24 protein-coding genes and 1 pseudogene are annotated in these 24,107 nt (G+C 69.6%); 15 read left to right on the forward strand and 10 right to left on the reverse strand.

The genetic code is table 11. The features are described from left to right. The first annotated feature begins 48 nt into the window (after window positions 1-48). Window positions 49-687: a hypothetical protein gene (locus tag B0I29_RS02145; protein ID WP_181557649.1), complete on the forward strand. Its 639-nt coding sequence runs from the start codon at window positions 49-51 to the stop codon at window positions 685-687. Here the strand turns inward: B0I29_RS02145 and B0I29_RS02150 are convergent. Both B0I29_RS02150 and B0I29_RS02155 read right to left on the reverse strand, forming a co-directional pair. Next, the gene (locus B0I29_RS02150; protein ID WP_111647076.1) at window positions 684-1,712 is read right to left on the reverse strand and encodes an LLM class F420-dependent oxidoreductase; all 1,029 of its coding nucleotides are present in this window, start codon (window positions 1,710-1,712) and stop codon (window positions 684-686) included. The genes B0I29_RS02145 and B0I29_RS02150 overlap by 4 nt on opposite strands. Beyond that, window positions 1,712-2,797 carry a zinc-binding dehydrogenase gene (locus tag B0I29_RS02155; RefSeq protein ID WP_111647077.1) on the reverse strand — a complete coding sequence of 362 codons (1,086 nt, stop codon included), beginning with the start codon at window positions 2,795-2,797 and terminating at the stop codon, window positions 1,712-1,714. Before B0I29_RS02155 ends, B0I29_RS02150 begins: the two co-directional genes overlap by 1 nt. A 90-nt stretch (window positions 2,798-2,887) precedes the next feature. Here B0I29_RS02155 and B0I29_RS02160 point away from each other — a divergent pair, with 90 nt between their 5' ends. The 5 genes from B0I29_RS02160 (at window position 2,888) to B0I29_RS02180 (ending at window position 6,280) form a co-directional block, all read left to right on the forward strand. Then, window positions 2,888-3,478: a TetR/AcrR family transcriptional regulator gene (locus B0I29_RS02160; RefSeq protein WP_245972136.1), complete on the forward strand. Its 591-nt coding sequence runs from the start codon at window positions 2,888-2,890 to the stop codon at window positions 3,476-3,478. Window positions 3,479-3,548: 70 nt separating this feature from the next. Continuing rightward, window positions 3,549-4,301: a glucose 1-dehydrogenase gene (locus B0I29_RS02165; protein WP_111647079.1), complete on the forward strand. Its 753-nt coding sequence runs from the start codon at window positions 3,549-3,551 to the stop codon at window positions 4,299-4,301. A 1-nt stretch (window position 4,302) separates the two neighbouring features. Further along, window positions 4,303-5,223 (forward strand): SDR family NAD(P)-dependent oxidoreductase, encoded by a 921-nt coding sequence (locus tag B0I29_RS02170; RefSeq protein WP_111647080.1) that lies wholly within the window; start codon window positions 4,303-4,305, stop codon window positions 5,221-5,223. Then, window positions 5,220-5,672: a pyridoxamine 5'-phosphate oxidase family protein gene (locus tag B0I29_RS02175; RefSeq protein ID WP_375790581.1), complete on the forward strand. Its 453-nt coding sequence runs from the start codon at window positions 5,220-5,222 to the stop codon at window positions 5,670-5,672. The genes B0I29_RS02170 and B0I29_RS02175 overlap by 4 nt, the downstream gene beginning before the upstream one ends. Before the next feature lie 11 nt (window positions 5,673-5,683). Continuing rightward, a complete protein-coding gene (locus tag B0I29_RS02180; RefSeq protein WP_111647081.1) occupies window positions 5,684-6,280 on the forward strand; it encodes a TetR/AcrR family transcriptional regulator in 597 nt (198 codons plus the stop codon). On the opposite strand, the gene B0I29_RS02185 is transcribed toward B0I29_RS02180, so the two are convergent. The 3 genes from B0I29_RS02185 to B0I29_RS02195 are packed head-to-tail and all read right to left on the reverse strand — an operon-like array spanning window position 6,266 to window position 9,582. Then, on the reverse strand, window positions 6,266-7,261 hold the full coding sequence (locus B0I29_RS02185; protein WP_111647082.1) for an MBL fold metallo-hydrolase: 996 nt from the start codon (window positions 7,259-7,261) through the stop codon (window positions 6,266-6,268). The two genes, B0I29_RS02180 and B0I29_RS02185, sit on opposite strands and share 15 nt — an antisense overlap. 45 nt (window positions 7,262-7,306) lie before the next feature. Further along, window positions 7,307-8,815, reverse strand: coding sequence for an aldehyde dehydrogenase family protein (locus tag B0I29_RS02190; RefSeq protein ID WP_111647083.1), 1,509 nt, complete (start codon window positions 8,813-8,815; stop codon window positions 7,307-7,309). 50 nt (window positions 8,816-8,865) lie between these two features. Beyond that, window positions 8,866-9,582 (reverse strand): SDR family oxidoreductase, encoded by a 717-nt coding sequence (locus tag B0I29_RS02195; protein WP_111647084.1) that lies wholly within the window; start codon window positions 9,580-9,582, stop codon window positions 8,866-8,868. A 49-nt stretch (window positions 9,583-9,631) separates the two neighbouring features. Between B0I29_RS02195 and B0I29_RS02200 the strand changes: the two genes are divergently transcribed. Genes B0I29_RS02200 through B0I29_RS02215 form a run of 4 tightly spaced genes read left to right on the forward strand, consistent with a single transcriptional unit; the run spans window position 9,632 to window position 12,919 of the window. After that, window positions 9,632-10,369: an enoyl-CoA hydratase family protein gene (locus tag B0I29_RS02200; protein WP_111647085.1), complete on the forward strand. Its 738-nt coding sequence runs from the start codon at window positions 9,632-9,634 to the stop codon at window positions 10,367-10,369. Then, window positions 10,366-11,190 carry a CoA transferase subunit A gene (locus tag B0I29_RS02205; RefSeq protein ID WP_111647086.1) on the forward strand — a complete coding sequence of 275 codons (825 nt, stop codon included), beginning with the start codon at window positions 10,366-10,368 and terminating at the stop codon, window positions 11,188-11,190. The genes B0I29_RS02200 and B0I29_RS02205 overlap by 4 nt, the downstream gene beginning before the upstream one ends. Continuing rightward, a complete protein-coding gene (locus B0I29_RS02210; RefSeq protein WP_111647087.1) occupies window positions 11,187-11,873 on the forward strand; it encodes a CoA-transferase subunit beta in 687 nt (228 codons plus the stop codon). Before B0I29_RS02205 ends, B0I29_RS02210 begins: the two co-directional genes overlap by 4 nt. After that, the gene (locus B0I29_RS02215) at window positions 11,870-12,919 is read left to right on the forward strand and encodes an NAD(P)H-dependent flavin oxidoreductase (RefSeq protein ID WP_111647088.1); all 1,050 of its coding nucleotides are present in this window, start codon (window positions 11,870-11,872) and stop codon (window positions 12,917-12,919) included. The genes B0I29_RS02210 and B0I29_RS02215 overlap by 4 nt, the downstream gene beginning before the upstream one ends. A 246-nt stretch (window positions 12,920-13,165) precedes the next feature. Here B0I29_RS02215 and B0I29_RS02220 read toward each other — a convergent pair whose 3' ends face one another. Beyond that, a complete protein-coding gene (locus B0I29_RS02220) occupies window positions 13,166-14,287 on the reverse strand; it encodes an acetyl-CoA C-acyltransferase (protein WP_111647089.1) in 1,122 nt (373 codons plus the stop codon). Between the two features lie 71 nt (window positions 14,288-14,358). Between B0I29_RS02220 and B0I29_RS02225 the strand changes: the two genes are divergently transcribed. From B0I29_RS02225 to B0I29_RS02235, 3 genes and pseudogenes are all read left to right on the forward strand, one after another. Beyond that, the gene (locus B0I29_RS02225; protein WP_111647090.1) at window positions 14,359-15,474 is read left to right on the forward strand and encodes an acyl-CoA dehydrogenase family protein; all 1,116 of its coding nucleotides are present in this window, start codon (window positions 14,359-14,361) and stop codon (window positions 15,472-15,474) included. 176 nt (window positions 15,475-15,650) lie between these two features. After that, a pseudogene (locus tag B0I29_RS02230) lies at window positions 15,651-16,070 on the forward strand (acyl-CoA dehydrogenase family protein); the annotation flags it as partial. Further along, window positions 16,067-16,936, forward strand: coding sequence for a TIGR03619 family F420-dependent LLM class oxidoreductase (locus B0I29_RS02235; protein WP_111647092.1), 870 nt, complete (start codon window positions 16,067-16,069; stop codon window positions 16,934-16,936). The pseudogene B0I29_RS02230 and the gene B0I29_RS02235, both read left to right, overlap by 4 nt. 4 nt (window positions 16,937-16,940) lie before the next feature. On the opposite strand, the gene B0I29_RS02240 is transcribed toward B0I29_RS02235, so the two are convergent. The 4 genes from B0I29_RS02240 to B0I29_RS02255 all read right to left on the reverse strand — a co-directional run bounded on the left by B0I29_RS02240 (window position 16,941) and on the right by B0I29_RS02255 (window position 20,370). Then, complete coding sequence (locus tag B0I29_RS02240; protein WP_111647342.1) at window positions 16,941-17,225, reverse strand: putative quinol monooxygenase; 285 nt, start codon at window positions 17,223-17,225, stop codon at window positions 16,941-16,943. A gap of 122 nt (window positions 17,226-17,347) precedes the next feature. Then, window positions 17,348-18,469, reverse strand: coding sequence for a sulfotransferase family protein (locus B0I29_RS02245; RefSeq protein WP_111647093.1), 1,122 nt, complete (start codon window positions 18,467-18,469; stop codon window positions 17,348-17,350). Then, entirely contained in the window at window positions 18,469-19,239 is a 771-nt protein-coding gene (locus tag B0I29_RS02250; protein ID WP_111647094.1) for an SDR family oxidoreductase, read from the reverse strand. Before B0I29_RS02250 ends, B0I29_RS02245 begins: the two co-directional genes overlap by 1 nt. Before the next feature lie 3 nt (window positions 19,240-19,242). Next, entirely contained in the window at window positions 19,243-20,370 is a 1,128-nt protein-coding gene (locus B0I29_RS02255) for a hypothetical protein (protein WP_111647095.1), read from the reverse strand. Between the two features lie 79 nt (window positions 20,371-20,449). On the opposite strand from B0I29_RS02255, the gene B0I29_RS02260 reads away from it, so the two are divergent. Together B0I29_RS02260 and B0I29_RS02265 are read left to right on the forward strand one after the other, a co-directional pair. Continuing rightward, window positions 20,450-21,460, forward strand: a complete 1,011-nt coding sequence (locus B0I29_RS02260; RefSeq protein ID WP_111647343.1) for an alcohol dehydrogenase catalytic domain-containing protein — start codon at window positions 20,450-20,452, stop codon at window positions 21,458-21,460. A 651-nt stretch (window positions 21,461-22,111) separates the two neighbouring features. Next, window positions 22,112-23,986, forward strand: coding sequence for an ABC transporter ATP-binding protein (locus B0I29_RS02265; RefSeq protein ID WP_111647096.1), 1,875 nt, complete (start codon window positions 22,112-22,114; stop codon window positions 23,984-23,986). The last annotated feature ends 121 nt before the right edge of the window (window positions 23,987-24,107 follow it).

The following is a 24,107-nucleotide window of genomic DNA, read 5'->3' on the forward strand; positions in this document are numbered from 1 at the left end:
CAGGCGGCCGACGGCGGGTACCCAGATCGCGCGCCCACCATCGATTCCATGATGATTCTGCTGCTTCTGATCCTGCTCGGCGCCGGTGTCATGGTCCTGGTCAACGGTGGTGGCCGCCGCACACGTACGGCACGCGGCGGCGAGTTCCTCGCGGACGCCCGCGCCGACGCGAGCAGGTGGTACGAACGGCTCGGCGGCCAGCTGCTGAACCTGCAGGCCGACGGTGACGTGGCCCGCCAGGCCCTGCTCGACGCGACCGAGCGCCACCAGGCCGCCGGCGCCCAGCTCTCCCAGGCACGCACGGTCACCCAATATCGGCTGGCCAGGGAGAGCGCGCTCGAAGGTCTCGCGTACGTCCGGGCCGCCCGGCTCACCCTCGGCCTGGACCCCGGCCCGGAGCTGCCGCCGCTCGCCGCCGCCGAAGCCGGGACGGTCACGAACGAGCACGAGATGAACGGTTACCGGGTCGGCCCGCAGCACACCTCGGCGACGCCGTACTACTACCCGGGCGGCTACCAGAACGGCCGCCCGATGCCGGCCGGCTGGTATTCCACTCCCTGGTGGAAGACGGCTCTCGCGGCCGGCGCGGGCACGATCGGCGGCATGCTGCTCCTCGACTCGCTGCTGGGCATGGGCCACCACGGCGGAGGCCCCGGCCCGGACATGTTCGACGGCGATTTCTTCTAGAGCATGTCCCTGAGCAGCGCCACGTCTTTCACCCGCTCGGCCCTGGTTGCGGCCAGTGGCGACACCAGCAGCGTCGTCACTCCCGCGGCCGCCAGCTCGTCGAGCCGCCTGCGCACCTCGTCAGGCCGCCCCACCAGCGACGTCGCCGCCACGAGATCGTCCGGCACGGCCGCGGCCGCCTCCACCCGCCGGCCACTGAGGAACAGATCCTGGATCAGCGAGGCCTCGGCCGGGTACCCGTACCGTTTGATCAGGTCGTTGGAGAAGTTGCGCCCCCGCGCACCCATCCCACCGAGATAGAGCGCGAGCTGAGCGCGATGCGCGCTCAGCAGCGCGGGTGTCGCTTCAGACAGCCCAAAGGGTACGGGAACCGACACGTCCAGCGGCCCGAGCTCAGCACCGCGACGGGACAATCCGTCGGCCAGAGCGTCGCCGAACACCCGGCCGGCCGCACGCGGGTCGAAGAACAGCGCCTGCCACCCCTCGGCGATCTCGGCAGCCAGGGCGACGTTGCGCGGACCCATCGCGGCCAGCAGGACCGGGATCCGTTCCCGGACCGGACGATTGATCAGCTTGAGCGGTTTCGCATAGTCCCCCGGCAGCGGCACCCGGTAGTGCTCGCCCGCGAACTCCAGCCTCTCCCGCCGCCACACCCGCCGGCAGATCTCGACGACCTCCCGGGTACGCGCGACCGGAGCGTCGTACCGCACCCCGTGGAACCCTTCGATCACCTGGGGTCCGGAGGCGCCGAGCCCGAGCGAGAACCGCCCGCCGGACACGTAGTCGATCCCGGCCGCGGTCATCGCCGTCAGTGTCGGCGTCCGCGTGTAGAGCTGCATCACCCCGGAGGCGAGCGCCATCCGCCGGGTCCGGGCCGCGAGATAACCGAGCTGGCTGACGGCGTCGAAGCTGTACGCCTCCGGGACCACGACCAGCTCGGCGCCCGCCTCCTCGAACTCGACAACCTCGTCGACGTTGTCAGCGAAGCCCTCGCCGCTATAACCGATCTGGATGCCCAGTCTCATCAGGACCCGTGCACGATGACTTGGCGGATCACATCACCGCTGCCGAGGCCGGTCAGCGCGTCGCCGACCTGGTCCAGCCGGAGCCGGCGGCTGATCATGCCCTCGATGTCGAGCCGGCCGGCCCGCCACAGGGCGAGCAGACGGCCGAAGTCGCGGTGCGGCTCGGCCGAACCGTAGAGCGACGGCACGATCGTCTTGCTCTCGAAGAGCAGCTCGAACGGGCTGAACTCGACGAACTGGTCGGCACGACCGGCGCCGACCACCACGATGGTGCCGCCGCGACGGCACGCGGTCCACGCGGCGCGCAGCGTCTGCGGCGCGGCCACCACGTCGAACGCGTAATCGAAGCCCTCGCCGCCGGTGAGCTCGGCGGACAGGTCGCCCAGCGAGTCCGGATCGCAGCTGTGGGTGGCGCCGAAGCGCAGGGCGGTCTCGTGCCGGGCCGGCACGGTGTCGACCGCGACGATCACGGCCGCGCCGGCCACCCGGGCACCCTGCACCGCGGCGATGCCCACGCCACCGCAGCCGATCACCACGACGGTGTCACCGGGCCGGACCTTCGCCGTGTTGATCACCGCGCCGACGCCGGTCGTGACACCGCAGCCGACCAGGGCCGCGACCTCGTACGGCACGTCGTCGGCGATCTTCACAGCGCCGGCCCGGGGCACCACCATCTCCTCGGCAAACGCGCCGCAGCCGGCCATCCCGAAGATCGGCAGGTCGCCGGCCATGAAGCGCGGCATCACGTAACCGGCCATCACGTGGGTCATGCACAGGTAGGTCTCGCCGCGCAGACAGTGCGCGCAGACACCGCAGGAGGGCAGCCAGTTCACCGCGATCCGGTCGCCGGGCGCCAGATCCTCCACACCGGCGCCGACGGCGATCACGTCACCGGCGGCCTCGTGGCCGAGCACGGCCGGGACCGGCTGCGGCAGGCCGCCGTTCAGAGCCGAGAGATCGGAATGGCAGACACCGGAGGCGCGGACCCGCAGGTGCACCTCGCCGGGGCCGGGGCCGAGGACGCTCACGTCGTCCCGGATGTCGAGTTTCTCGTCGCCGATCGTGTGCAGAACCGCCGCGCGCATCCCGCCACCCCCTCGAAAGTAGAACGCGTTCTACGCTATCGGCGAGGGTACGACCAAGCAAGCGTTTGGGTGCCACGCATAATGGGCCTGGTGACGACCCCGAAAAACTCCGAGCGGCGTACCCACCTCGTCCAGCTCGCCGGCGACCTCTTCGCCGAGAAGGGCTTCCGGGCCACCACGGTGCGCGAGATCGCGGACGCGGCCGGGATCCTGTCCGGCAGCCTGTACCACCACTTCGACTCGAAGGAGTCGATCGGCGACGAGCTGCTCAGCGCGTTCCTCGACGACGTGCTCGCGGGTTACCGCACAGCGGCCGCGGTCGAGGACCCCCGGGCGGCGATCGAGGAGATCGTCCGGTCCAGCACTGCGACACTCAGCCGGCACCGGGCGGCGCTGACGATGCTGCAGAACGACTGGACGTACTTCAGCGTTCAACCGCGGTTCGCGTACCTGCGGACCGCCATGAAGGAGATCGAGCAGACCTGGACCGACCAGCTGGACCGGGGCAAGCAGGCCGGGCTGTTCCGGTCCGACCTGGACACCCGCCTGACATACCGGCTGCTGCGCGACATCCTCTGGATGCCGACGTCCTGGGCCCAGTCGAAGAACGCCTGGACCGACGACCAGATCGTCGACGGCCTGCTGCGCCTCCTCTTCGACGGCATCACCTCGCGCCCGTAGCGCCGCACGCCCGACCCGGTCTACCGTCAGGAACCAAGCAAGCGTTTGGTTTCTGACAACGGGAGGCGCGATGGGGCGGCTCGACGGGAAGGTCGCACTGATCACCGGTGGGGCGCGGGGCATGGGCAAGGCGCATGCCCGGCACTTCGTGGCCGAGGGCGCCCGCGTGGTGATCGGTGACGTGCTGGAGGAGAAGGGGCGCCGGGTCGCCGACGAGATCGGCGGCGTGTTCGTCCGGCACGACGTGACCAGCGCGGACGACTGGGCGGCCGCCGTCTCCCTCGCGCTGGAGACCTATCAGAAGATCGACATCCTGGTGAACAACGCCGGGATCCTGCGGCACGGCCCGGTCGCCGAGATGGATCCGGACGAGTTCCGGCACGTCATCGACGTCAACCTGGTCGGCTCGTGGCTCGGCATCCGCCAGGTCGTGCCGCCGATGCGGGCCGCCGGCGGCGGTTCGATCGTCAACATCTCGTCGATCGAGGGCATCGCCGGCGCGGCCGGCCTGTCGGCGTACAGCGCCAGCAAGTTCGGCGTGCGCGGCCTGACCCGCTCGGCCGCGCAGGAGCTCGGGCCGCTCGGCATCCGGGTCAACTCGGTGCACCCGGGCGGCGTGATGACCTCGATGGCCCTGGCCGCCGCGCAGACGATGACCGGTGTGGACGGCAGCGGGTTCCTCAAGGCGCTGCCGATCGCCCGTTTCGCCGAGCCGGTGGAGATCTCCCGCCTGGTCGCGTTCCTCGCTTCCGACGAGGCGTCGTACACCACCGGCGCCGAGTTCCTCGCCGACGGCGGACTGCTCAGCGGACCGGGTTACTGAGATGAGCGGCGAGGTCGCGATCGTGACGGGCGCCGGGCAGGGACTCGGCGCGGCCGAGGCCACGGCGCTGGCGGCGGCCGGTTACCGGGTCGTGCTCAACGACCTGCCCGGTCCGGCGCTGGACGAGACCCTGGCGAACATCCGGAAGAACGGCGGCGAGGCGGTCGCCTCGCCCGGCGACATCGGCGAGTGGTCGACCGCGCAGGCGCTGCTCAGCACCGCGATCGGGACGTTCGGCGGGCTCGACGTGCTGGTCAACAACGCCGGCGTGCTGCGGGACCGGATGATCTTCGCGATGAGCGAGCAGGAGTGGGACACCGTGATCCGGGTGCACCTGCGCGGGCACTTCCTGACCACCCGGCTCGCCACCGCGCACTGGCGGGACACGAGCAAGCGGGAGGGCCGTCCGGCGTACGCAAGAATCATCAACACGGCCTCGGAGGCCTTCCTGCTGGGTTCCGCCGGGCAGGCGAATTACGCTGCCGCCAAAGGCGGCATCGTCGCACTGACACTCGCGACAGCGCGTGGTTGCGCTCCCTATGGGGTACGCGCGAACGCCATCTGTCCCCGCGCCAGAACCGCGATGACCGGCGACCTGATGGGCCCGCCACCGGACGGGAAGGACCCGATGGCGCCCCGGCACGTGACCCCGCTCGTGCTGCACCTGGCCGGACCGGCCGGCGACCGGATCACCGGCGAGGTGTTCGTCGTGCACGGCGGCGTCGTGGCGCTGCTCGGCCCGCCGACGGTCCGCGCGGTGTTCCACGCCGCGACCGGCGAGTGGACGCCGCACGAGGTCGAGGCCGCACTGAGCACGGTCTTCACCGAGACCCCGCCGAAACCGGGCTTCGTGTGCGAGCAGACATTACCGTTGGCCGATACAACGTTCGGTTTCGGCGGTTCCGGCAGGGAGACACGGTGAAACAGCGCGAGACGGTGTCGATGACGGACGACGAGCAGATCGGCCTGCTGTCGTCAGCGCGGAAGATGCAGCTCGCCACGATCAACCCGGACGGCACCCCGCACCTGGTCACGATGTTCTTCGGGCTCACCGGCGGCCGGATCGCGTTCTGGACCTACCGGGCCGCGCAGAAAGCCCGGAACCTGGACCGTGATCCCCGGCTGACCTGCCTGGTCGAGGAGGGCGAGGACTACTTCGAGCTGCGCGGCGTGCAGGTGGCAGGCCAGGTCCGCCGCATCGACGATCTGGAGGGTGTCACCGAGGTCGGCCGGCTGATCGCGGCCCGGATGCCGGACGTGCCGGCGGATGCCCTGGACGCGTACGTCTCGCATGCCGCGCGCAAGCGTGCCGCCTACATCGTGGAGCCGTTGCGCGTCGCCAGCTGGGATCATCGCAAGCTGCTCGGCTAACGTCTTCCACCATGTCAGCTGGAACCCAGGCCGGGCGGCCGCGCGACCCCGAGGTCGACGATCGGATCACCCGGGCCGCGGCCGAGCTGTTCGGCACGCAGGGCTGGTCCGGCTTCTCGGTGGACGCGGTGGCCCGGCGCGCCGGTGTCGGCAAGGCCTCGATCTATCTGCGCTGGCCCAACAAGGAAGCACTGCTGGTCGCGGCTCTGGCGAGCCGGCTCTCCGGGGTCAAGGACATCGACACCGGTTCGGTACGCGACGACCTGGTCGCCCTGGCCCGGCAGGTGCTGAACGCGTTCCTCGGTGAGGACGGCGGCGCCGTGCTGCGGCTGACCATCGAGGCGGCCAGCGTCCCGGCCGGCCAGGAGCACCTGGACCGCTTCCTCCAGTCGCAGGCCGTGGCCGCGCGCGCGATCGTGCGGCGCGGCATCGACCGGGGACAGCTCGGCGCGGACACCAGCGTGACGCTGCTGCTCGACACGATCAGCGGCGGCGCCCTCAACCACGCCCTGGTCGCACCGGCCCACCTGCGCGACCAGGTGAAAGCCGGCGCCGACCGGTACGCCGAAGAGCTGGTCGACTTCGTCCTGAAGTCAGTGACCCGGTAATCCCGCCACCGCGGGGCTGAGCAGACGGGTGCCCGACCGGTCCCAGGTCAGGCGGCCCGCTTTCACCAGCAGCTCCACATGGGCGGCGGTCTCGGCGATCGCGCCCACCTTCATCGGGCCGATCTTCTCCCACGGCCGGGACCAGGTCAGCGACGCGGCCAGCTCCCAGATCGTCGGCCGGTCGAGGCGGTCCACCACGTCGACGATCTCGTCGCAGCGATCCCGGTGGTGCGCGTCGAGGGCAGCGGCCCGGGCCGCGATCCCCCGGAACCGGTGCTCGTGCCCGGGCAGCGCCTCGCACGCGTCGTAGGCAGCCACCTTCTCCAGCGACGCGAGATAGTCGGTGAGCGGGTCACCGCCGGTCAGCGAGAGGCCGATGTTGGGGCTGATCCGGGGCAGCACGTGGTCGCCGGTGAGCAGCACCTGCGCGTCCGGTTCGAGCAGGCACAGGTGGCCTGGCGTATGCCCGGGCGTCCAGATGGCCTGGAGCCGGCGACCGGGCAGCGGCACGAAGTCGCCGTCGTCGAGGAGCACTGTGGCGTCCGCCATCGGCGCGAAATGCGAGTCGACGGCCGCACCGAACGTGCCCAGCAGGTCGTCGACCTCGGCGTCCGGCACCCGCAGGCCGCGCATCCAGTCGCCGAGGGCGTGGCTCGGCGGGGTCTCACGGTCGCGCAGCATCGAGGCGCGCTCGGCCGGGTGCATGGCGATCCACGCACCGGACGCCTCCCGCAGCCGGGCGGTCAGCCCGTGGTGGTCGGGGTGCACGTGGGTGAGCACCACGCCGGTGACGTCGGCCGGAGTGGCGCCGGCCTCGGCGAGTCCTTCGACCAGCGCGTTCCAGCCGATGTCGCTGTCCCAGCCGGGGTCGACCACGACCAGGCCGTGGTCGCCGGGGATCAGGTACGACAGCGTGTAGCGCAGCGGGTTGTTCGGAATCGGCACCTCGATCGAGACGAGCCCGCCGGCAAGCTTCTCCACTGCCGTACCACCTTTCCTAGACGAGTGTCGTCTAGGAAAGGAAGGCTACATCATCTCGTCGGTCGTGGGGATGAGCACGGTCTTCAGCTCGGTGTACGCCTCGATCGACGTGCGCCCGCCTTCCCGGCCCAGGCCGGACTGCCCGAATCCACCGAACGCCACATGCGGCTCCAGCTGGTACCCGTTGACACCGACCGTCCCGGCGCGCACGGCCCGGACCAGGCGCATCGCCCGCTTCACGTCGTTGGTCCAGACCGTGGCGGCCAGCCCGTACGTGGTGTCGTTGGCGAGCCGCACGGCCTCGTCCTCGTCGGTGAACGGCACCACGGCCAGGACCGGCCCGAAGATCTCCTCCCGGGCGATCGTGGCGTCGTTGCTGACGTCGGCGAAGACGGTCGGCGCGACGAAGTTGCCGCTCGCCAGCTCGCCGTCCGGCCGGCCACCGCCGACCACGAGCCGGGCACCCTCGGCCTGGCCACGCTCGATGTACCCCAGGACCCGGTTCAGCTGGCGCTCGTTGATCAGCGGCGACGCCGTGGTCTCCGGGTGGAACGGGTCGCCGTAGGTGACCAGCGCCGCCATCGCCTCGACGATCGCGAGGAACTCGTCGTAGACGTCGCGGTGCACCAGCGCCCGGGAGTGCGCCACACACGCCTGGCCCGACAGCCCGAGGGTGACCATGCCCATCGTGGTGGTGGCTGCTGCGTAGACGTCGGCGTCGGCGAAGACCAGCGACGGGCTCTTGCCGCCGAGCTCCAGGCTGGTCCGTTTCACCCCGTCGGCCGCGGCGGCGAGCACCTTGCGCCCGATCGCGCGGCTGCCGGTGAACGTGACCTTGTCGACCAGCGGGTGGTTGATCAGGGCGTCGCCGGTCGGCTCGCCGGGGCCGGTCACCACGTTGAAGACGCCCTCGGGCAGCCCCGCCGCCTCGACGATCTTCGCGAGGCGCAGCGCCGAGAACGTCGCGAACTCCGACGGCTTGAGCACCACCGTGCAGCCGGCCGCCAGGGCCGGGGCGAGTTTCTGTGCGGCGAGCAGCAGCGGGCCGTTCCACGGGATGATCGCGGCGACCACACCGACCGGTTCGCGCAGGGTGAGCACCATGTGCTCGCCGCCCTGATAACCGGGCAGCGTCTCGCCGCCGAGCTTGTCCACCCAGCCGGCATGGTGGTCGAAGATGTCCGCGACGCACTCCATCGACATGGCGTACGTCTCGCCGAAGCTGATCGGCACCCCGTTGTCGAGGGCCTGCGTGGCCTGCAGGTCGATGGCATCGGCGCGGATCGCGTCGGCGATCCGGCGCAGCACGCGGATGCGTTCCTTGGCCCGGGTACGCGGCCACGGCCCCTCGTCGAACGCCCGGCGGGCCGCCCGCACGGCGGCGTCCACATCCTCGGGCGTGGCGACCGCGAACGCACCGACCTCCTCGCCGGTGGCCGGATGCGGGTGGCTCCAGGTGCGGCCGTCGGAGGCCGGGCGCCAGACGCCACCGATGAGCAACTCGCCCGTGGTGATGCCGAGTTCGTCGCGCTTCGCCTTGATGGAGAGGACCATGCCCGCACACCTCCACTGGAACGTGTTCTAGTTTCCGCTTTCTGCGGAGACTACGCCCGCGTCCGGAGCTCCGCCAGATAGGCCGGCCATTCACCGCCGCCGTGGACCGCCAGGGCGGCGCCGCTGACATATCCGGCCAGCGGCGACGCCAGGAGCAGGCAGGCGCCGGCCACGTCCTCGGGTGCAGCCGAGCGGCCCATGGCAACCGTCTCGGCGGCCGCCGCGTCGTCGCCGACCGGACCGACGACCAGGCTGTTCACGCGTACCCTCGGGCCCCACTCGACAGCGAGCGACGCGGCGAGATGGAGCAGACCGGCTTTGGCGGCGCCGTAGGCGGCGGTCCCCGGAGAGGGACGGATCCCGCTGACGCTGCCGATCATGAGGATGACGCCACCGCCGGGCTGATGGCACATCACCGCGTTGGCCGCCTGGGCCACATGCAGCGGCGCGATCAGGTTCAGCTCGATGACCTTGGCGTGCAGCCGGGGCGAGGCGACGTCGGCGAAGACCTGCGGGCTGCCGCCGGCGTTGTTGACCACCACGTCGAGCCGGCCATGCCGCCGCACCGCCTCGGAGATCAGCGCCGCCGCCTGGTAGGGATCACGCACGTCGGCCCGGAAGTAGTCGTCGGTGACGTCCGGCTGGTTGCGCCCGCAGACCAGCACCCGCGCTCCGGCGGCGCGGAAGGCGCGGGCGATGGCGGCGCCGATGCCGCGGGTGCCACCGGTGACGACGACCGAGCGGCCGGTGAAGTCGAGGGCGTCCATGAAGGTCGATCCTAGCTACCCAAGCAAGCGCTAGGTTAGAGTCGCCGGCATGGGCGTGCAGCTGCACCGCGGCGCGGTCGCCGAGGTAATCATCGACTTCCCGCCGGTCAATGCTGTTCCGGCCGACGGGTGGCTGGCGCTCGCCGAGGCGGTCGCTGCGGCTGGCGCTGATTCGGACACCCGGGTGGTGCTGCTCGCGGCCGAGGGGCGCGGGTTCTGCGCCGGCGTGGACATCAAGGAGATGCAGCGCACCGAGGGTCACGAGGCGCTGATCGCGGCCAATCGGGGGTGCGCTGCCGCGTTCGCCGCCGTCTACGACTGCCCGGTGCCGGTGATCACCGCGGTGCACGGGTTCTGCCTGGGCGGCGGGATCGGGCTGGCCGGCAACGCCGACCTGGTGATCGCCGCGGACGACGCGGTCTTCGGCCTTCCCGAGGTCGATCGCGGCGCGCTCGGCGCGGCCACCCATCTGGCCCGGCTGGTGCCGCACCAGCTGATGCGCACGATGGTCTACACCTGCCGGACGGTCCCGGCTTCTCTCCTGCACGGGTTCGGCACGGTTCTGGAGGTGGTTCCGCCCGACCAGCTGCGTGCCGCCGCCCGGCGGGTGGCGGCCGAGATCGCCGGCAAGGACCCGGTGGTGATCCGGGCGGCCAAGGCATCGCTGAACGGCATCGATCCGATGGACGTGAAGCGTTCCTACCGGTTCGAGCAGGGCTTCACGTTCGAGCTCAACCTCAACGGCGCTGGAGACCGCGCCCGCCAGCGCTTCGTGGAGGGCCGATGACCGTCGCGACCATGACCGAGATCGCCGGCGAGATCCGGGACGGGATGACCGTCGGGATCGGCGGGTGGGGATCGAGGCGCAAGCCGATGGCACTGATCCGGGCGCTGGTCCGGGCCGGGCGCCGGAACCTCACGATCGTCAGTTACGGCGGTCCCGACGTCGGCCTGCTGACCGCCGCCGGGTGCGTCGGCCGGGTGGTCACGGGCTTCGTCTCGCTGGACAGCATCCCCCTCGAACCGCATTTCGGCCTGGCCCGGAAAACCGGAGAGATCGCGCTGACCGAATACGACGAGGGAATGCTCTACTGGGGCCTGCTCGCGGCGGCCAACCGGCTCCCGTTCCTGCCGATCCGGGCCGGCCTCGGCTCCGACGTCATGCGCGTCAACCCGGGGCTGAAAACGGTCCGGTCGCCTTATGACGACAGCACCGAACTCGTCGCCATGCCGGCCATCCCGCTCGACGTGGCGCTGATCCACCTGAACCGGGCCGACGCGAGCGGCAACGGCCGCTATCTCGGCCCGGACCCGTACTTCGACGACCTGTTCTGCCTGGCCGCGAAACGCCGGTTCCTGTCCTGCGAGCGTCTTCTGAGCACCGCCGAGCTGATCGAGAGCGGGCCCCCGCAGACCCTGCTGACCAACCGGTCGATGGTCGACGCCGTCGTGGAGACGCCGCACGGCGCGCACTTCACCAGCTGCGTCCCCGACTACGGGCGCGACGAGGAGTTCCAGAGGGAGTACGCCAACACCGACTGGAACACGTTCCGATCCCGATATCTCGACGGCGACGAGTCCGACTACCAGAAAGCGGTCACCCGATGACCCGGGCCGAGACCTGCGTGGTGGCCTGCGCCGAAGCGTGGCGTGGTGACGGCGCGGTCCTCGCCAGTTTCGCCGGGCTGATCCCGCACCTCGGCGCCCGTCTCGCCCAGCTCACGTTCGCACCGGACCTGCTGGTCACCGACGGCGAGGCCACCCTGCTCCGGGACGGCGCCGTCGAAGGCTGGCTGCCCTATCGCCAGGTGTTCACCACGGTTGCCGCCGGCACCCGGCACGTCATGATGGGCGCCAGCCAGCTCGACCGGTTCGGCAACTCCAACATCTCCTGCATCGGCGACTGGGAGCGGCCGAGACGGCAACTACTCGGCGTACGCGGCGCCCCCGGCAACACGATCAACCACACCACCAGTTACTGGGTGCCCCGCCACTCGCCGCGCGTCTTCGTCGACCGTGTCGACATGGTCTCCGGCATCGGCGGCGACCGCGGTGCCCACGAGATCCGGGTCGTCGTCACCGACCTCGCCGTCCTCGACTTCGCCACACCGGACCGCTCGATGCGGCTGCGCTCCACCCACCCCGGCGTGAGCGTCGACGAGGTCGTCGCCGCGACCGGTTTCCCCCTGACGATCTCGTCCTCCGGCGTGCCGGTCACCCGGGAGCCGACGTCCGACGAGTCCGCGCTGATCCGCGAACGCCTCGACCCCGACGGCCTGCGGGAACGATGAAAACCCCGCTCACCGATCTGCTCGGCTGCCGGCACCCCATCGTGCAGACCGGCATGGGGTACGTGGCCGGCGCCGGACTGGTCTCCGCGGTCGGCAACGCCGGTGGTTTCGGCATCATCGCGTCCGCCACGATGAGCCTGCCGGAGCTCTCGGCGACCATTCGGCGCGTCAAGGAGCGGACCGACGCGCCGTTCGGGGTGAACATCCGCGCCGACATGCCCGACGCCGGTGAGCGCATCGACCTACTGATCAGGGAGAACGTGCGCCTCGCGTCATTCGCCCTGGCCCCTTCTCTTTCCCTGGTGCGCCAATGCGCCGATCACGGTGTGCTGACCATGCCGTCGGTCGGCGCCCGCCGGCACGCCGAGAAAGTCGCGGCCTGGGGTGTCGACGCGGTCCTGGTCCAGGGCGGCGAGGGCGGCGGGCACACCGGTCCGGTGCCGACCACGCTGCTGCTGCCGCAGGTGGTCGACGCCGTGGACATCCCCGTCGTGGCGGCCGGCGGCTTCTTCGACGGGCGGGGCCTGGTCGCGGCTCTCGCGTACGGCGCCGCCGGCATCGCCATGGGCACCCGCTTCCTGCTCACCACCGACAGCCCGGTGCCCGACGCCGTGAAACAGCTCTACCTGAACGCCGGCGTGACCGGCACGACCGTCACCACCGAAGTCGACGGTGTGCCGCACCGGGTGCTGCTCACGGCGTACATCAAGGGCTTGGAAAAATCGGGAAGGGTGAGCGCGCTGCTGCGCGCGACCAGGCACGCGGTCGCGTTTCGCCGCCTCGCGGGCCTGAGCTGGCCGCAACTGCTGGCGGCGGGGCGCAGCGCGCGGCACGGGCGCGAGATGACCTGGGGGCAAACCATGCGCGCCGCGAGCACCCCGATCCTGTTACGCACAGCGATGGTCAAAGGCCACCCAGAGTACGGAGTAATGCCCGCCGGCCAGGTCACCGGAGTAATCGGCGATCTGCCGTCCTGCGCAACCCTGATCGACCGAATCATGCACGAGGCCGAGGAGACCCTGACCCACCTGAAATCCGCCGGCTGATCCCGCCGCGCGGCGTTGTGCACAGATCTTGTGCGGTTCAGCCGTCCGATCGACCGCGAACGCACGACTTCGCTGGAAGGCCCGGGGTGGCCGGTTCTTCCAGGTGGGCGCGGGTTGCCAAGATCTGGGTGGGGCGGGGCTGCATACGCTTTTGCGGCTTACACCCACTGTGGATGTGGCTACGCCCGCAACGGGTGTGGGACGAAATCGAATATGCCGTCGCCGTCGCCGATGGCGGGTGGTGGGTTAGCAGCGTTCGATGATGGTTACGTTGGCTTGGCCGCCGCCTTCGCACATGGTGACCAGGCCGTAGCGGCCTTCGCAGCGTTCCAGCTCGTGGAGCATGCTGACCAGCAGTTTCGCGCCGGTTGCGCCTAGTGGGTGGCCGTGGGCCAGCGCGCCGCCGTTGATGTTGGTGCGGTCGGGGGTGGCGCCGGTTTCGCGTAGCCAGGCGAGTGCCACGCTGGCGAAAGCTTCGTTCACCTCAAATCGTGAGATGTCGGAGATGGCGAGGCCGGCTCGGCTCAGGGCGTGTGCCGTGGCCGCGATCGGGGCGGTCAGCATCAGGACGGGGTCGTCTCCGCGTACCGAAAGGTGTTTGATCCGCGCCCGCGGCCGGAGCCCGTGATCGCGAACGGCTCGTGAACTGGCGACCAGGAGCGCGGCCGCGCCGTCGGCGAGCTGGCTGGAGGTGGCGGCCGTGGTGACACCCCCGTCGCGAAGCGGCCGGAGCGCCGCCATCCGAGCGAGATCGGTGTCCCGGCGGGGGCATTCGTCGACCCCTATGCCGGATATCTCGGCTTTCAGCACCCCGCTGTCGACCGCGGCGACCGCCCGGCGATGACTCTCCACGGCGTATTCCTCCAGCTCAGAGCGCCGCAGGCTCCACTTCGCCGCGATCTCGTCCGCGCTGCGGAACTGGTCGACCTCCTGCGAGCCGTACCGCAGCGCCCACCCCGCCGACCCCCGGTAAGGCCCCTCCGCGCCCATCGCGCTGCCGATCGGCACCTGGCTCATGCTCTGCACGCCGCCGGCCACCACCAGATCCGCGGTCCCGCTCGCCACCGCCTGCGCCGCGAAGTGAACGGCCTGCTGGCCCGACCCGCACTGCCGATCGACGGTGACACCAGGAACGTGTTCCGGAAGGCCGGCCGCCAGCCACGCCGTCCGCGCGATGTCGCCGGACTGTGGACCGAGCGTGTCGACACACCCGAGAATCACGTCGTCGATGACGTCCGGATCGGCTCCGGTCCGCTCCAGCAGCGAGACGATCACCTGTCCGGCCAGGTCAGCCGGGTGAACCGCGGAGAGCGACCCGCCTCGACGGCCGATCGGGCTGCGCACCGCGCCGACCAGATAAGCATCCACTGTTGACGCCTCCCCGACTCCTCGGTCTACTGGGTAGAACCTGTTCTAATCTAGCGGCTGCGGGGTGGGACGTGCACGTCGGATACACACCGGAGCAGGAGAAGCTGCGCCTGCGACTACGGTCCTACTTCGCCGACCTGATGACCCCGGCCCGGCGCAAAGCCCTCGACGATCCGGACGGCGAATACGGCGACGGAGAGGCGTACCGAGAGGTGGTCCGGCAGCTGGGCCACGACGGATGGCTGGCGATGGACGGCCGGGACCGGGTGGAGCAGTTGATCTTCACTGACGAGGCTGCGCTTGCCGGGGTGCCGGTGCCGTTCCTGACGCTGTACACGGTCGGGCCGACGATCGCCCGGCACGGCACCGACCAGCAGAAAGCCGACCTGATCCCGAAAATAGCCGCCGGTGAGCTGCATTTCTCGATCGGCTATTCCGAGCCCGGGGCCGGCACCGACCTAGCCTCGCTGCGCACCCGGGCGACCCGGGACGGCGACTCCTACGTGATCAACGGTCAGAAGATGTGGACCAGTCTGATCCGATATGCCGACTATGTCTGGCTGGCCTGCCGCACCGACCCGGACGCGCCCCGCCACAAAGGCCTGTCGATCCTGGTCGTGCCGACCGATGCGCCCGGTTTCTCCTGGACTCCGGTGCGGACGGTGGCCGGGCCGACCACGAGCGCGACCTACTACGACAACGTCCGGGTGCCGATCACCGCGCTGGTCGGCGAGGAGAACCGCGGCTGGCAGCTGATCACCGACCAGCTCAACCACGAGCGGGTCGCGCTCACCTCGGCGGCGCCGCTCCAGCGGTCGTTGCGCGAGGTCGTGCACGCGGCGAAGGAGACCGGCCGATTCGAGCGGGAATGGGTCCGGCTTCATCTGGCGCGGGTGCACGCCAAGGTCGAGGTGTTGAAGCTGTTCAACTGGCGGGTCGCGTCCGGCACATTGTCGCCCGTCGACGCGTCGGCCGGAAAGGTTTACGGCACCGAACTCGCCATCGAAGTCTATCGGCTTCTCACCGAGGTTCTTTCGGCTCCGGGACGCGTACCCGAAAAGGCCGTGACCGATCGTGTGGAGCGAATGTATCGCGCGTCTTTGATTTTGACTTTCGGTGGCGGCGCCAATGAGGTGCAGCGGGACATCATCGCTGCCGGCGCGCTCGGCCTGCCGGTTCGGCGATAGGAGCTCCGATGGATTTCACCCTGCCCGAGACCGCGCGCGAGGCCGCGGCACTCACCCGCGATCTCGCGACTTCCGGTCGTGACCTGCTTTTCGAGGCCACGGACGCCGGGTACGGGTTGACCGAGCGCTGTGCCATTCTGATCGAGCTCGGCCGCCATGCCGCCCGCGTTGAGGTAACCGACGACGTGGTGAGTTCGGCCGCCTATCAGCTCGGCGTTGTCGAAAAAGCAGTGGAAATGACGGCCAAATACGCCGGTGAAAGGGTGCAGTTCGGCCGCCCGATCGGTTCTTTCCAGGCCGTTTCCCAGCGCCTCGCCGACGCCTACATCGACGTCGAGGCCCTGCGGGTGGCCCTCTGGCAGGCCGTCTGGTGCCTGGAGAACGACCCGCCGGCGACCGGTGAAGTGGCGACCGCGGGGTTCTGGGCGGCCGAGGCCGGGCATCGTGTGCTGCACACCGCGGTCCACGTGCACGGTGGCACCGGCCTCGACTTGGAGTACCCACTGCACCGGTACTTCCTCGCCGCCAAGGAGCACGAGTTCCGTTTCGGCGGGGCAACAGCGCACCTGCTCACCCTCGCGGAGGACCTCGGATGAAGTTCACCCTCGGTATAGCCCTGAGCCCGCTCGATCAACTGACATCACTGGCCATGACGGCCGAGGAGTGCGGGTTCACGTCGATCGCCCTGCCCGACTCGATCTTCTTCTCCGAGCACACCGAAGGGTCGTACCCGTACACACCGGACGGCCGCCGGTTCTGGGATGCCGACACGCCCTGGGCCGACCCGATGGTCGCTGCTGCCGCGATGGGCGCCGTGACCAGCACGATCAGGTTCTACACGCAGGTGCTCAAGCTCGACCCACGCAACCCGGTGCTGCTGGCCCGGCAGGTCAACTCGGTGGCGAACCTGACCGGCAACCGCTTCGGCCTGGGCGTCGGCCTCGGCTGGTCACCGGAGGAGTCGCACTGGTGCGGCACACCGTTCCGGGACCGCGGCGCCCGCGCCGACGAGGCGATCGAGGTCCTGAAACTGATCCTGGGCGGCGGGATGGTGTCGTACAGCGGCAAGCATTTCGCGTTCGAGAAGCTCCGGATGAGCCCGGCCCCGGCGTCACCGGTCCCGTTCTATGTGGGCGGCCACACCGAGCCGGCCCTGCGCCGCGCCGCCCGCATCGGCGACGGCTGGTCATCGGCGATGATGCGCCTCGACGAGCTGCGCGAGGTGGTCGACCGCCTCGGGGTGCTGCGCGCGGAGTACGGCCGGACCGAGACCCCGTTCGAGATCCAGGCCGTCTGCGTCGACCAGTTCGGCCTGGACGGTTACCGCCGCCAGGCCTCCGTCGGGGTGACCGACGCGATCGTGGTGCCGTGGCTTGCCTATCGAGCCGGCTTCGACGCTCCGCTGCGGGTCAAGCAGGACGCCTTGCACCGCTTCGCCGACGAAGTGATCACCAAGATCTGACCGGTCAGGGGGCCTCGACCGCCGCGATCCGATATTTCTGAACATCTCCGGAAATCAGGGTAGGCGCGTCGATTTCCGGACCGCCGGAGTTCCGGAACGCTTCGAGATCCGCGTCCGACTCCCACCGCTCATAAACGTTGATCCGCCCGTCGTCGAGCGGATCCGCCGCCTGCACGAAATCAAGGCACCCACGCGCCGCCCGAGCCAACCGCGCGACATCAGCCACCGCCTGGAGGTACCGCTCCCGATCCCCCGGAGCGACACGCAGCTCCCCCGCAACAATGATCATGCTGGTTGACCTTTCCCCCGACTCCGTTTGCCGACTGTAGCCAAATGCCTCGTCCAGGACATGCAACCTTCCGGCCGGCCGCGGATCAGGCCGTCGCGTTGGCGCGCTCCCCCGAGCTGTACCTATTCCCGTAACCCGAAGGCGTTGTCCACATCGGCCGGCGTCAGCCCGTATGTCGCCAGGTCATAAGCGTGCGAAGGCTTGCCCGAACCGGCGTGCAAGGCGGCCATCGCCGCCCTGGCCTCATCGCTCAATCCGACACCGAGCCGCGCATAGATCGCTTCCACCGTCCCCAGCGGATCCCCCGCGAAGTCCTCATAGCGAACATCGATGAAATGGGACGGGTCGTGGCGTGCCCGGGCCTCCCGGAAAGACCGCAATCCCCGCGACCACAACGAAAGCTGAGCGCGCCCCAGCACCGGCCCCTCGAAAACCGTCGACCACCCCGCCGAGGCGACGGCGTTCAGGCTGCACACCGAGCCGATCACCGCCCTCGGATCGCGGTGGGTCTGAATCACGATCGCGTCCGGATAAACGGCGAGCAGGGCGTCCAGGGCGAACAAGTGGCTCGGGTTCTTCAGCACCCAGCGCCGCTCCGGGTCGTTCAGGCCGATCAGCTGCAGATTGCGACGATGCCGCTGATAGGCGGGTGTCCAATCCACGGACGCGAGCCAGAACGAATACGACGGAATGAAAGCCGTGCACTCGAACGACACCGAGGTCATCGACTGGCAGAGCAGCCGCCAGCACTCCTCCACCTGATCCGGGCCGAGATGGTGCACCCCGTTGAATTCGGAATGCGCCAGATAGGCCTCCCGCAACAGCGCGTAGACCGGATGCGACGGCCACGAATCCCGAGGTGGGCGCGGCTGCGGCACCTCGGTCAGCCACAGTTCCAGCCCCTGATGGGCGGGATCCGCGGCGAGCAGCCGATGCAGCGCCGTCGTACCGGTTCGCGGCAGGCCGGTCACGAAAATCGGCCGCGTGACTGGCGCCTGCGAAAAGGCCGGGTACTGCCGCCACGTCGCTTCGCTCAACAGCCGCGAGACAAGAGCACCGCGCAACAGCTGCCGGGTTCGCTTACTCCCCGCGGGGGTCAAGGCCGCTTCACTTCGGTACGCCGAAAGCAGCACCCCCAGCCCGTCCAAATAGCCCGAGTCCCCGAAATCGTCGAGCCCCGTCATCCGCACAGCCGAAGCATGCAGGTCGTCCACGGTCCCGACGTCCGTACGATCGTTGGCCATCAATGGTGGAACTCCCCGCAATTCACGTCGAGACATTGACCGGTGATCCCCCGCGCCAGATCCGAGGCGAGGAAGAGGATCGCGTCGGCCACGTCACCGGGTTCGGGCAGCCGCCGCAGGTCCGTCATGGCGGCCGTCTCGTCGTAGATCGTCTGGGCCGGCACACCCCGTTGGGACGCCAGGTATTCGAACCAGGTTCGCAGCGTGTCGGCCCAGATCCAGCCGGGCGCGACCGAGTTGACGCGTACGCCCGACGGCCCGAGCTCGCTCGCCAGGTTCTGTGCCACGGCGAGCAGGGCGGCCTTCCCGATCTTGTACGGTCCGAAGGGCTTTCGCGAGTGCCGCAACACCGCCGAGTTGACGATGACAACCGAGCCACGCGACTCCACGAGTGCCGGGGTAAGCGACCGCACGGTCCGGAGAGCGGCAACCACATTAACGTCGAAACTCTGCGAAATTTCCGATAAATCGGCTTTAAGTAGCCCGCGCATCGGCGGCATCGCGAACGCGTTGTGCACCAGCACGTCCACACGACCGAATTCGCCCATAGCCGCATCCGCCAGAGCCGACGTCTCCACGGCAAGATCGACCGGCACCACCAGCGCCCGCCGCCCCGCCGCCGCCACCTTCCCGGCCACCTCCGCCAGCACCTGCTCGGTACGAGCCGCCAGCACCAGATCAGCCCCCTGCCGCGCCGCCCGGACAGCGATCTCCTGCCCCAGCCCCGGCCCGACCCCGGCGACGACAACCACCTTCTCCGCGAGCAGCACGACTCACCCCAGCATCCGGGCCGCGGTCGAAGCCTGCCGCGCCGCGATCCGCGCCCGCCACGCCTCAGCGCTGATCGGCTCGTAGTACGGCAGCTGTTTGGGCAGGTCGTCGACGGCCACGATGTCGACCCGGGGGCCGTCCTCAGCGGTCAGCGCCCGGGACAGCCGCTGCCAGCGCAGCTGCACATATCCCCGGCGATGACCGGTCCGCTCCAGCCAGTTCGCCACACCGGGATCGCGCTCGCTGATCACGAACCGGATCAGCCCGTCCGGGTCGACGTGCGCCTGGTCCCGGGTGAGGCTGGTCTGGTGGTTGATGTAGTCGAGCGAGATGTACCACATGCTCCCGAGCTGAATCCCCTGGTAGGGCGCGTCCGACGCGGGAACCGTGACGACCATGGCCTGATCGTCGCCGAGGTCGTAGTGGCCCACCGACGAGTACTGCGTGGACAGCCCACCCGGCGTCACCCGGGGCGGCGTCAGCGTGTTGACCGGCAGTCCGAGATAGAACCGCTCGGCGAACGCCAGGAACGTCCGCAAACGGCTGACCAGGATCTTGCCGGCTACTCCGTACCGTCGGGTGTTTCTCTCCAGGGTGACCGGCGGCGGCGCCGAGCCGATCCGATCAGCGCGCTCGATGCGCAGCATCCCGGGCCGCTCCGCGTCCCAGTCGCTGAAAACCTCACGAACCACCAGCATTGCTGCTTTCGGCGCCGGTCCGAGCCTCAGTTGGTACGCCCCATCGGCCCCTATCTCCAGCTCCCGATCGTCGAAAGCGGCGAGACTGCCCGGCACGTCAACCGGCGAATAGTCACCGTCGAGGGTCTGAAAACTCAGGTCTGCCGTGGTGCCGCGCACGCCCGTCACGACGTATTCGGCGTCGTCACGCAGCCACGCGTGGAAATACAGCGTGTCCGGATTATCCAGTCCCATCTTGGTCCAGGGGCCGGTCGAGCGTACGAAATAGGGGTTGTCCTTCTCATAGGCCCAGGCCATCTGCAGCGCGCCGCGAATGCTGCCGGCCAGGTAGTCGTATCCCTCGGCGAGGTCCTGCTCGCCGCTGACGTGCGGCGCGCTCGTGATGATCTGCTCGGCGGTCCGGATGGCGTCGGCGAACGGCTTCGTAAGCACGATCCTTACGGTAGAACGAGTTCTAATATCGGGTCAACATAGCTGCTCGATACTGCGATAACGTGTTCCAGTGGAGTCGATGCGTGCCTATCGGATGACCGGCTGGGGCACCCAGCCGCAGACCACCACCGCCGAAGTCCCGTCACCCGGCCCGGGGCAGATTCTGATCAGGGTCGCCGGCTGCGGCCTGTGCCGCTCCGACCTCACCATGCCGCACATCCCGCGGGCCGCCGGCGAGAAAATGGGCTGGCGGATGCCGTTCACCCTCGGCCACGAGACCGCCGGCTGGGTCGCCGAGCTGGGCTCAGGCTTACGTTCCAGCGATCTCACCCTGGGTGAGCCGGTCGCGCTCGTCTCCCCCGCATCCTGCGGGGAGTGCGACTTCTGCCTGCGGGGACGCGACAGCAACTGCATGGCCGGTCTCAGCGGGCGAGGGTACGGAAGAGACGGCGGCCTGGCCTCGTTCGTGCTCGCCGCGAAGCGCGACGTGCTGAAGCTGGGCAGTCTCGACCCGCTGACGGCCGGCCCGCTGACCGACGCGGGAGCGACCGCCTATCACGCCGTGCGCCGGGCGATCCCCCGGATCAGCCCCGCCGGGACGGTAGTCGTGATCGGGGCGGGAGGCCTGGGAGCGTTCGCCGTGCAGTTCCTGCGCGCGTTGACGGCAGCCACGGTGATCGCCGTGGATCTGCTGCCCGCCCGCCGTTCCTACGCGTCCTCGGTGGGCGCCCACACGGTTTCACCCGATGTCCCCCGCCGCTGCGGCGCCGACGCCGTCCTCGATTTCGTCGGCACCGACGACACGATCACCGCCGGCCTGAAAGCCGTCCGCCCCGGCGGCGCGTACGGCCTGATCGGCTCAGCGGGCGGCACCTTCACCCGGCCATGGTTCGGCGCCCTCCCCCGGGACGGCGAGGTCTTCACATTCCAGGGCTCCTCGATAGCCGACGCGCGCGAGGTGATAGCCCTGACCCAGGCGGGCCTGATCCGCAACGAGGTCACGCTGTACCCCTTCGACAAAATCACCACCGCCTACGAACACCTATCAGCCGGCACCCTCCCCACCCGAGCCGTCATAACCATGCGATAGCCGGCCCCCGCAGCCACTCGTCGCCGAGATCGCGGGTCCGGCTCGCGCTTACGGTCGCGTGGAGACCGAAATAGCGACCATGAGAGCGAGCCGGTCGCGCTCCAACGTCAGCCGCGGCCCCGTCGCGGTGACGCGAGCCGTAGCTGAGGCACGGAATAGCTGGGCTATTCCAGGTCTGGACTACGGCTCGGCCTCGCGAGCCGTACGCCAGACCTGGAATGCCGGGTCCATAACGAGGCTGGGCTACGGCTCGCGGCGTGCGGCGTGGCCTCCGGCTGGGCTGAGGCTGATGAGAACCCCTTCCGACCGAGTCCACGCCACCGGAAGCGGCCGGCTCACGCCCACCGGACGGCCCAGCCCCGGACTACTGCGACGCCGCGAAAGGCGCGTCGACCGAAGCCCACGAGTGGTGCGGCGGCTCGCGCGCGCGGCAACTTGCGGCGGGCGCGGCGACCTGCAGCGCGCCAGTACGGCGGCTGGAGTGTTGGGGTGGGTTCAGGGTGACGGGGCGCCGGGGGTGGCGGCGGGAGGCGCCGGGGGGACGGGCGTCAGGGGCGGAGTGGCACGGGCGCCTGCGGTTACGCGTACCGAAAAAAGGGTTTGACCTGAACCTCACGTTAAGTGCGAGCCTCCCCATGGGAGGCAACTGACATGAGTCTGGAGATGGCGGCGTGGAGCTCGATGTATCACGCCATGAATCAGCAGGATGAACGACGACCGTTTTCGGTCGCGACGTTGAAGAGGATTGCGCGGTTCGCGCGGCCGCATCGGCGTGCGCTGACCGGCTTTCTGTTATTGAGCGTGGTGACGGCCGCGCTGGCTGTTGCCACTCCGGTGCTTGCCGGGCGGGTGGTGAACGCCATTGTCGGCGGTGATGACGAGCGGCTTGTTGTCATGCTCGCGGCGGCTATCGCGGTGATCTCACTGATCGAATCTGGGCTCGGGCTGGTGCAGCGGTGGCTGTCCGCGGGGATCGGTGAGGGGCTGATTCTGGATCTGCGGACCGCGGTTTTCGACCATGTGCAGAAGATGCCTGTCGCGTTCTTCACCCGGACGAGGACGGGTGCGCTGGTCAGCCGGCTCAACAATGATGTGATCGGGGCGCAGCGGGCGTTCAGCGACACGCTGTCCGGTGTGGTCGGCAACCTGGTCGGGCTGGTGCTGACGCTGGTCGTGATGATCGGGATCTCGTGGCAGATCACGCTGTTGTCGCTCGCGTTGCTGCCGATCTTCGTGTTTCCGGCGCGGCGGATGGGCCGGCGGCTGGCGAAGATGGAACGGGAGGCCGCTGATCACAACGCGGCCATGAACACGCAGATGACGGAACGTTTCTCGGCGCCGGGCGCGACGCTGGTGAAGCTGTTCGGCCGGCCGGGCGCCGAGTCGGCCGAGTTCGCCGCGCGGGCGCGGCGGGTCAAGGACATCGGGGTACGCACAGCGATGGCCCAGTGGACCTTCATGACCGCTCTGGTCTCGGTGTCCGGACTCGCGATCGCGCTCGTCTACGGCCTCGGCGGCGTCTACGCGCTGCGCGGCCAGCTGGATCCGGGCGCCGTGGTGGCCCTCGCCATCCTGCTGACCAGGCTCTACGCCCCGCTCACCTCGCTGGCGAGCGCCCGCGTCGAGGTGATGAGCGCGCTGGTCAGCTTCGAGCGCGTCTTCGAGGTGCTCGACCTGAAGCCGCTGATCGAGGAGAAGCCGGACGCCCGGGAGGTGCCGGACGGCCCGGTCGCGGTGGAGTTCGACGCGGTGCGGTTCGCCTATCCAAGCGCCGACAAGGTGTCCCTGGCCTCCCTCGAAGAGGTCGCCACCCTCGACACACGGGGTGGAGTCGAGGTGCTGCACGAGGTCTCGTTCCGCGCCGAACCAGGGCAGATGATCGCGCTGGTCGGCTCCTCGGGCGCCGGCAAGTCGACGATGGCCTCGCTGCTGCCACGGCTCTACGACGCCGATCACGGTTCGGTACGCCTCGCCGGCGTCGACGTCCGCGACCTCACCGCCGCATCCCTGCGGCAGACCCTCGGCATGGTCACCCAGGACGGTCACCTCTTCCACGAGTCGGTACGCGCGAACCTCCTGCTCGCCCGCCCCGAAGCGACCGAGCAGGAACTGTGGGACGCGCTGCGCCGGGCCCGGATCGCCGACCTGGTCGAGGCGCTGCCCGACGGCCTCGACACGGTGATCGGCGAACGCGGATATCGGCTGTCCGGCGGTGAACGTCAGCGGCTCACGATCGCCCGGCTGCTGCTGGCGAAACCCCGGGTCGTGGTCCTCGACGAGGCGACCGCGCACCTGGACTCGACATCGGAGCTGGCGGTACAGGAGGCCCTCGGTGAGGCGCTCGCCGGCCGGACCGCGGTCGTCATCGCCCACCGATTGTCGACGGTCCGCGCCGCCGATCAGATCCTGGTGATCGAAGGCGGCAAGGTCGTCGAACGCGGTACGCACACCGAGTTGCTTGCCGCCGGCGGCCGTTATCAAGAGTTGCATCGAACCCAGTTCAGTGAGTCGGCGGCAGCCGCCTGATCGACTGAGTCGAATGATGCAAGTCACCAGGGAAAATTCGGATTTGTGCTACGGTCTGCGCAGCGAACTTGATTTTTTCTCGTGATCGCTCAGCGCACGGGCTCGAATTTCCTTTGATCTT

Source organism: Actinoplanes lutulentus (assembly GCF_003259845.1).
Lineage (GTDB): Bacteria > Actinomycetota > Actinomycetes > Mycobacteriales > Micromonosporaceae > Actinoplanes > Actinoplanes lutulentus.

What these genes read in the sequence shown, in the direction of transcription:
- B0I29_RS02145 (WP_181557649.1), top strand. Translation starts at nt 49, where the DNA reads ATGATGATTCTGCTGCTTCTGATCCTGCTCGGCGCCGGTGTCATGGTC.
- B0I29_RS02195 (WP_111647084.1), bottom strand. Translation starts at nt 9,582, where the DNA reads ATGGACGCCCTCGACTTCACCGGCCGCTCGGTCGTCGTCACCGGTGGC.
- B0I29_RS02265 (WP_111647096.1), top strand. Translation starts at nt 22,112, where the DNA reads ATGAGTCTGGAGATGGCGGCGTGGAGCTCGATGTATCACGCCATGAAT.
- B0I29_RS02215 (WP_111647088.1), top strand. Translation starts at nt 11,870, where the DNA reads ATGAAAACCCCGCTCACCGATCTGCTCGGCTGCCGGCACCCCATCGTG.
- B0I29_RS02245 (WP_111647093.1), bottom strand. Translation starts at nt 18,469, where the DNA reads ATGGCCAACGATCGTACGGACGTCGGGACCGTGGACGACCTGCATGCT.
- B0I29_RS02190 (WP_111647083.1), bottom strand. Translation starts at nt 8,815, where the DNA reads ATGGTCCTCTCCATCAAGGCGAAGCGCGACGAACTCGGCATCACCACG.
- B0I29_RS02235 (WP_111647092.1), top strand. Translation starts at nt 16,067, where the DNA reads ATGAAGTTCACCCTCGGTATAGCCCTGAGCCCGCTCGATCAACTGACA.
- B0I29_RS02180 (WP_111647081.1), top strand. Translation starts at nt 5,684, where the DNA reads ATGTCAGCTGGAACCCAGGCCGGGCGGCCGCGCGACCCCGAGGTCGAC.
- B0I29_RS02240 (WP_111647342.1), bottom strand. Translation starts at nt 17,225, where the DNA reads ATGATCATTGTTGCGGGGGAGCTGCGTGTCGCTCCGGGGGATCGGGAG.
- B0I29_RS02155 (WP_111647077.1), bottom strand. Translation starts at nt 2,797, where the DNA reads ATGCGCGCGGCGGTTCTGCACACGATCGGCGACGAGAAACTCGACATC.
- B0I29_RS02165 (WP_111647079.1), top strand. Translation starts at nt 3,549, where the DNA reads ATGGGGCGGCTCGACGGGAAGGTCGCACTGATCACCGGTGGGGCGCGG.
- B0I29_RS02205 (WP_111647086.1), top strand. Translation starts at nt 10,366, where the DNA reads ATGACCGTCGCGACCATGACCGAGATCGCCGGCGAGATCCGGGACGGG.
- B0I29_RS02200 (WP_111647085.1), top strand. Translation starts at nt 9,632, where the DNA reads ATGGGCGTGCAGCTGCACCGCGGCGCGGTCGCCGAGGTAATCATCGAC.
- B0I29_RS02150 (WP_111647076.1), bottom strand. Translation starts at nt 1,712, where the DNA reads ATGAGACTGGGCATCCAGATCGGTTATAGCGGCGAGGGCTTCGCTGAC.
- B0I29_RS02170 (WP_111647080.1), top strand. Translation starts at nt 4,303, where the DNA reads ATGAGCGGCGAGGTCGCGATCGTGACGGGCGCCGGGCAGGGACTCGGC.
- B0I29_RS02260 (WP_111647343.1), top strand. Translation starts at nt 20,450, where the DNA reads ATGCGTGCCTATCGGATGACCGGCTGGGGCACCCAGCCGCAGACCACC.
- B0I29_RS02210 (WP_111647087.1), top strand. Translation starts at nt 11,187, where the DNA reads ATGACCCGGGCCGAGACCTGCGTGGTGGCCTGCGCCGAAGCGTGGCGT.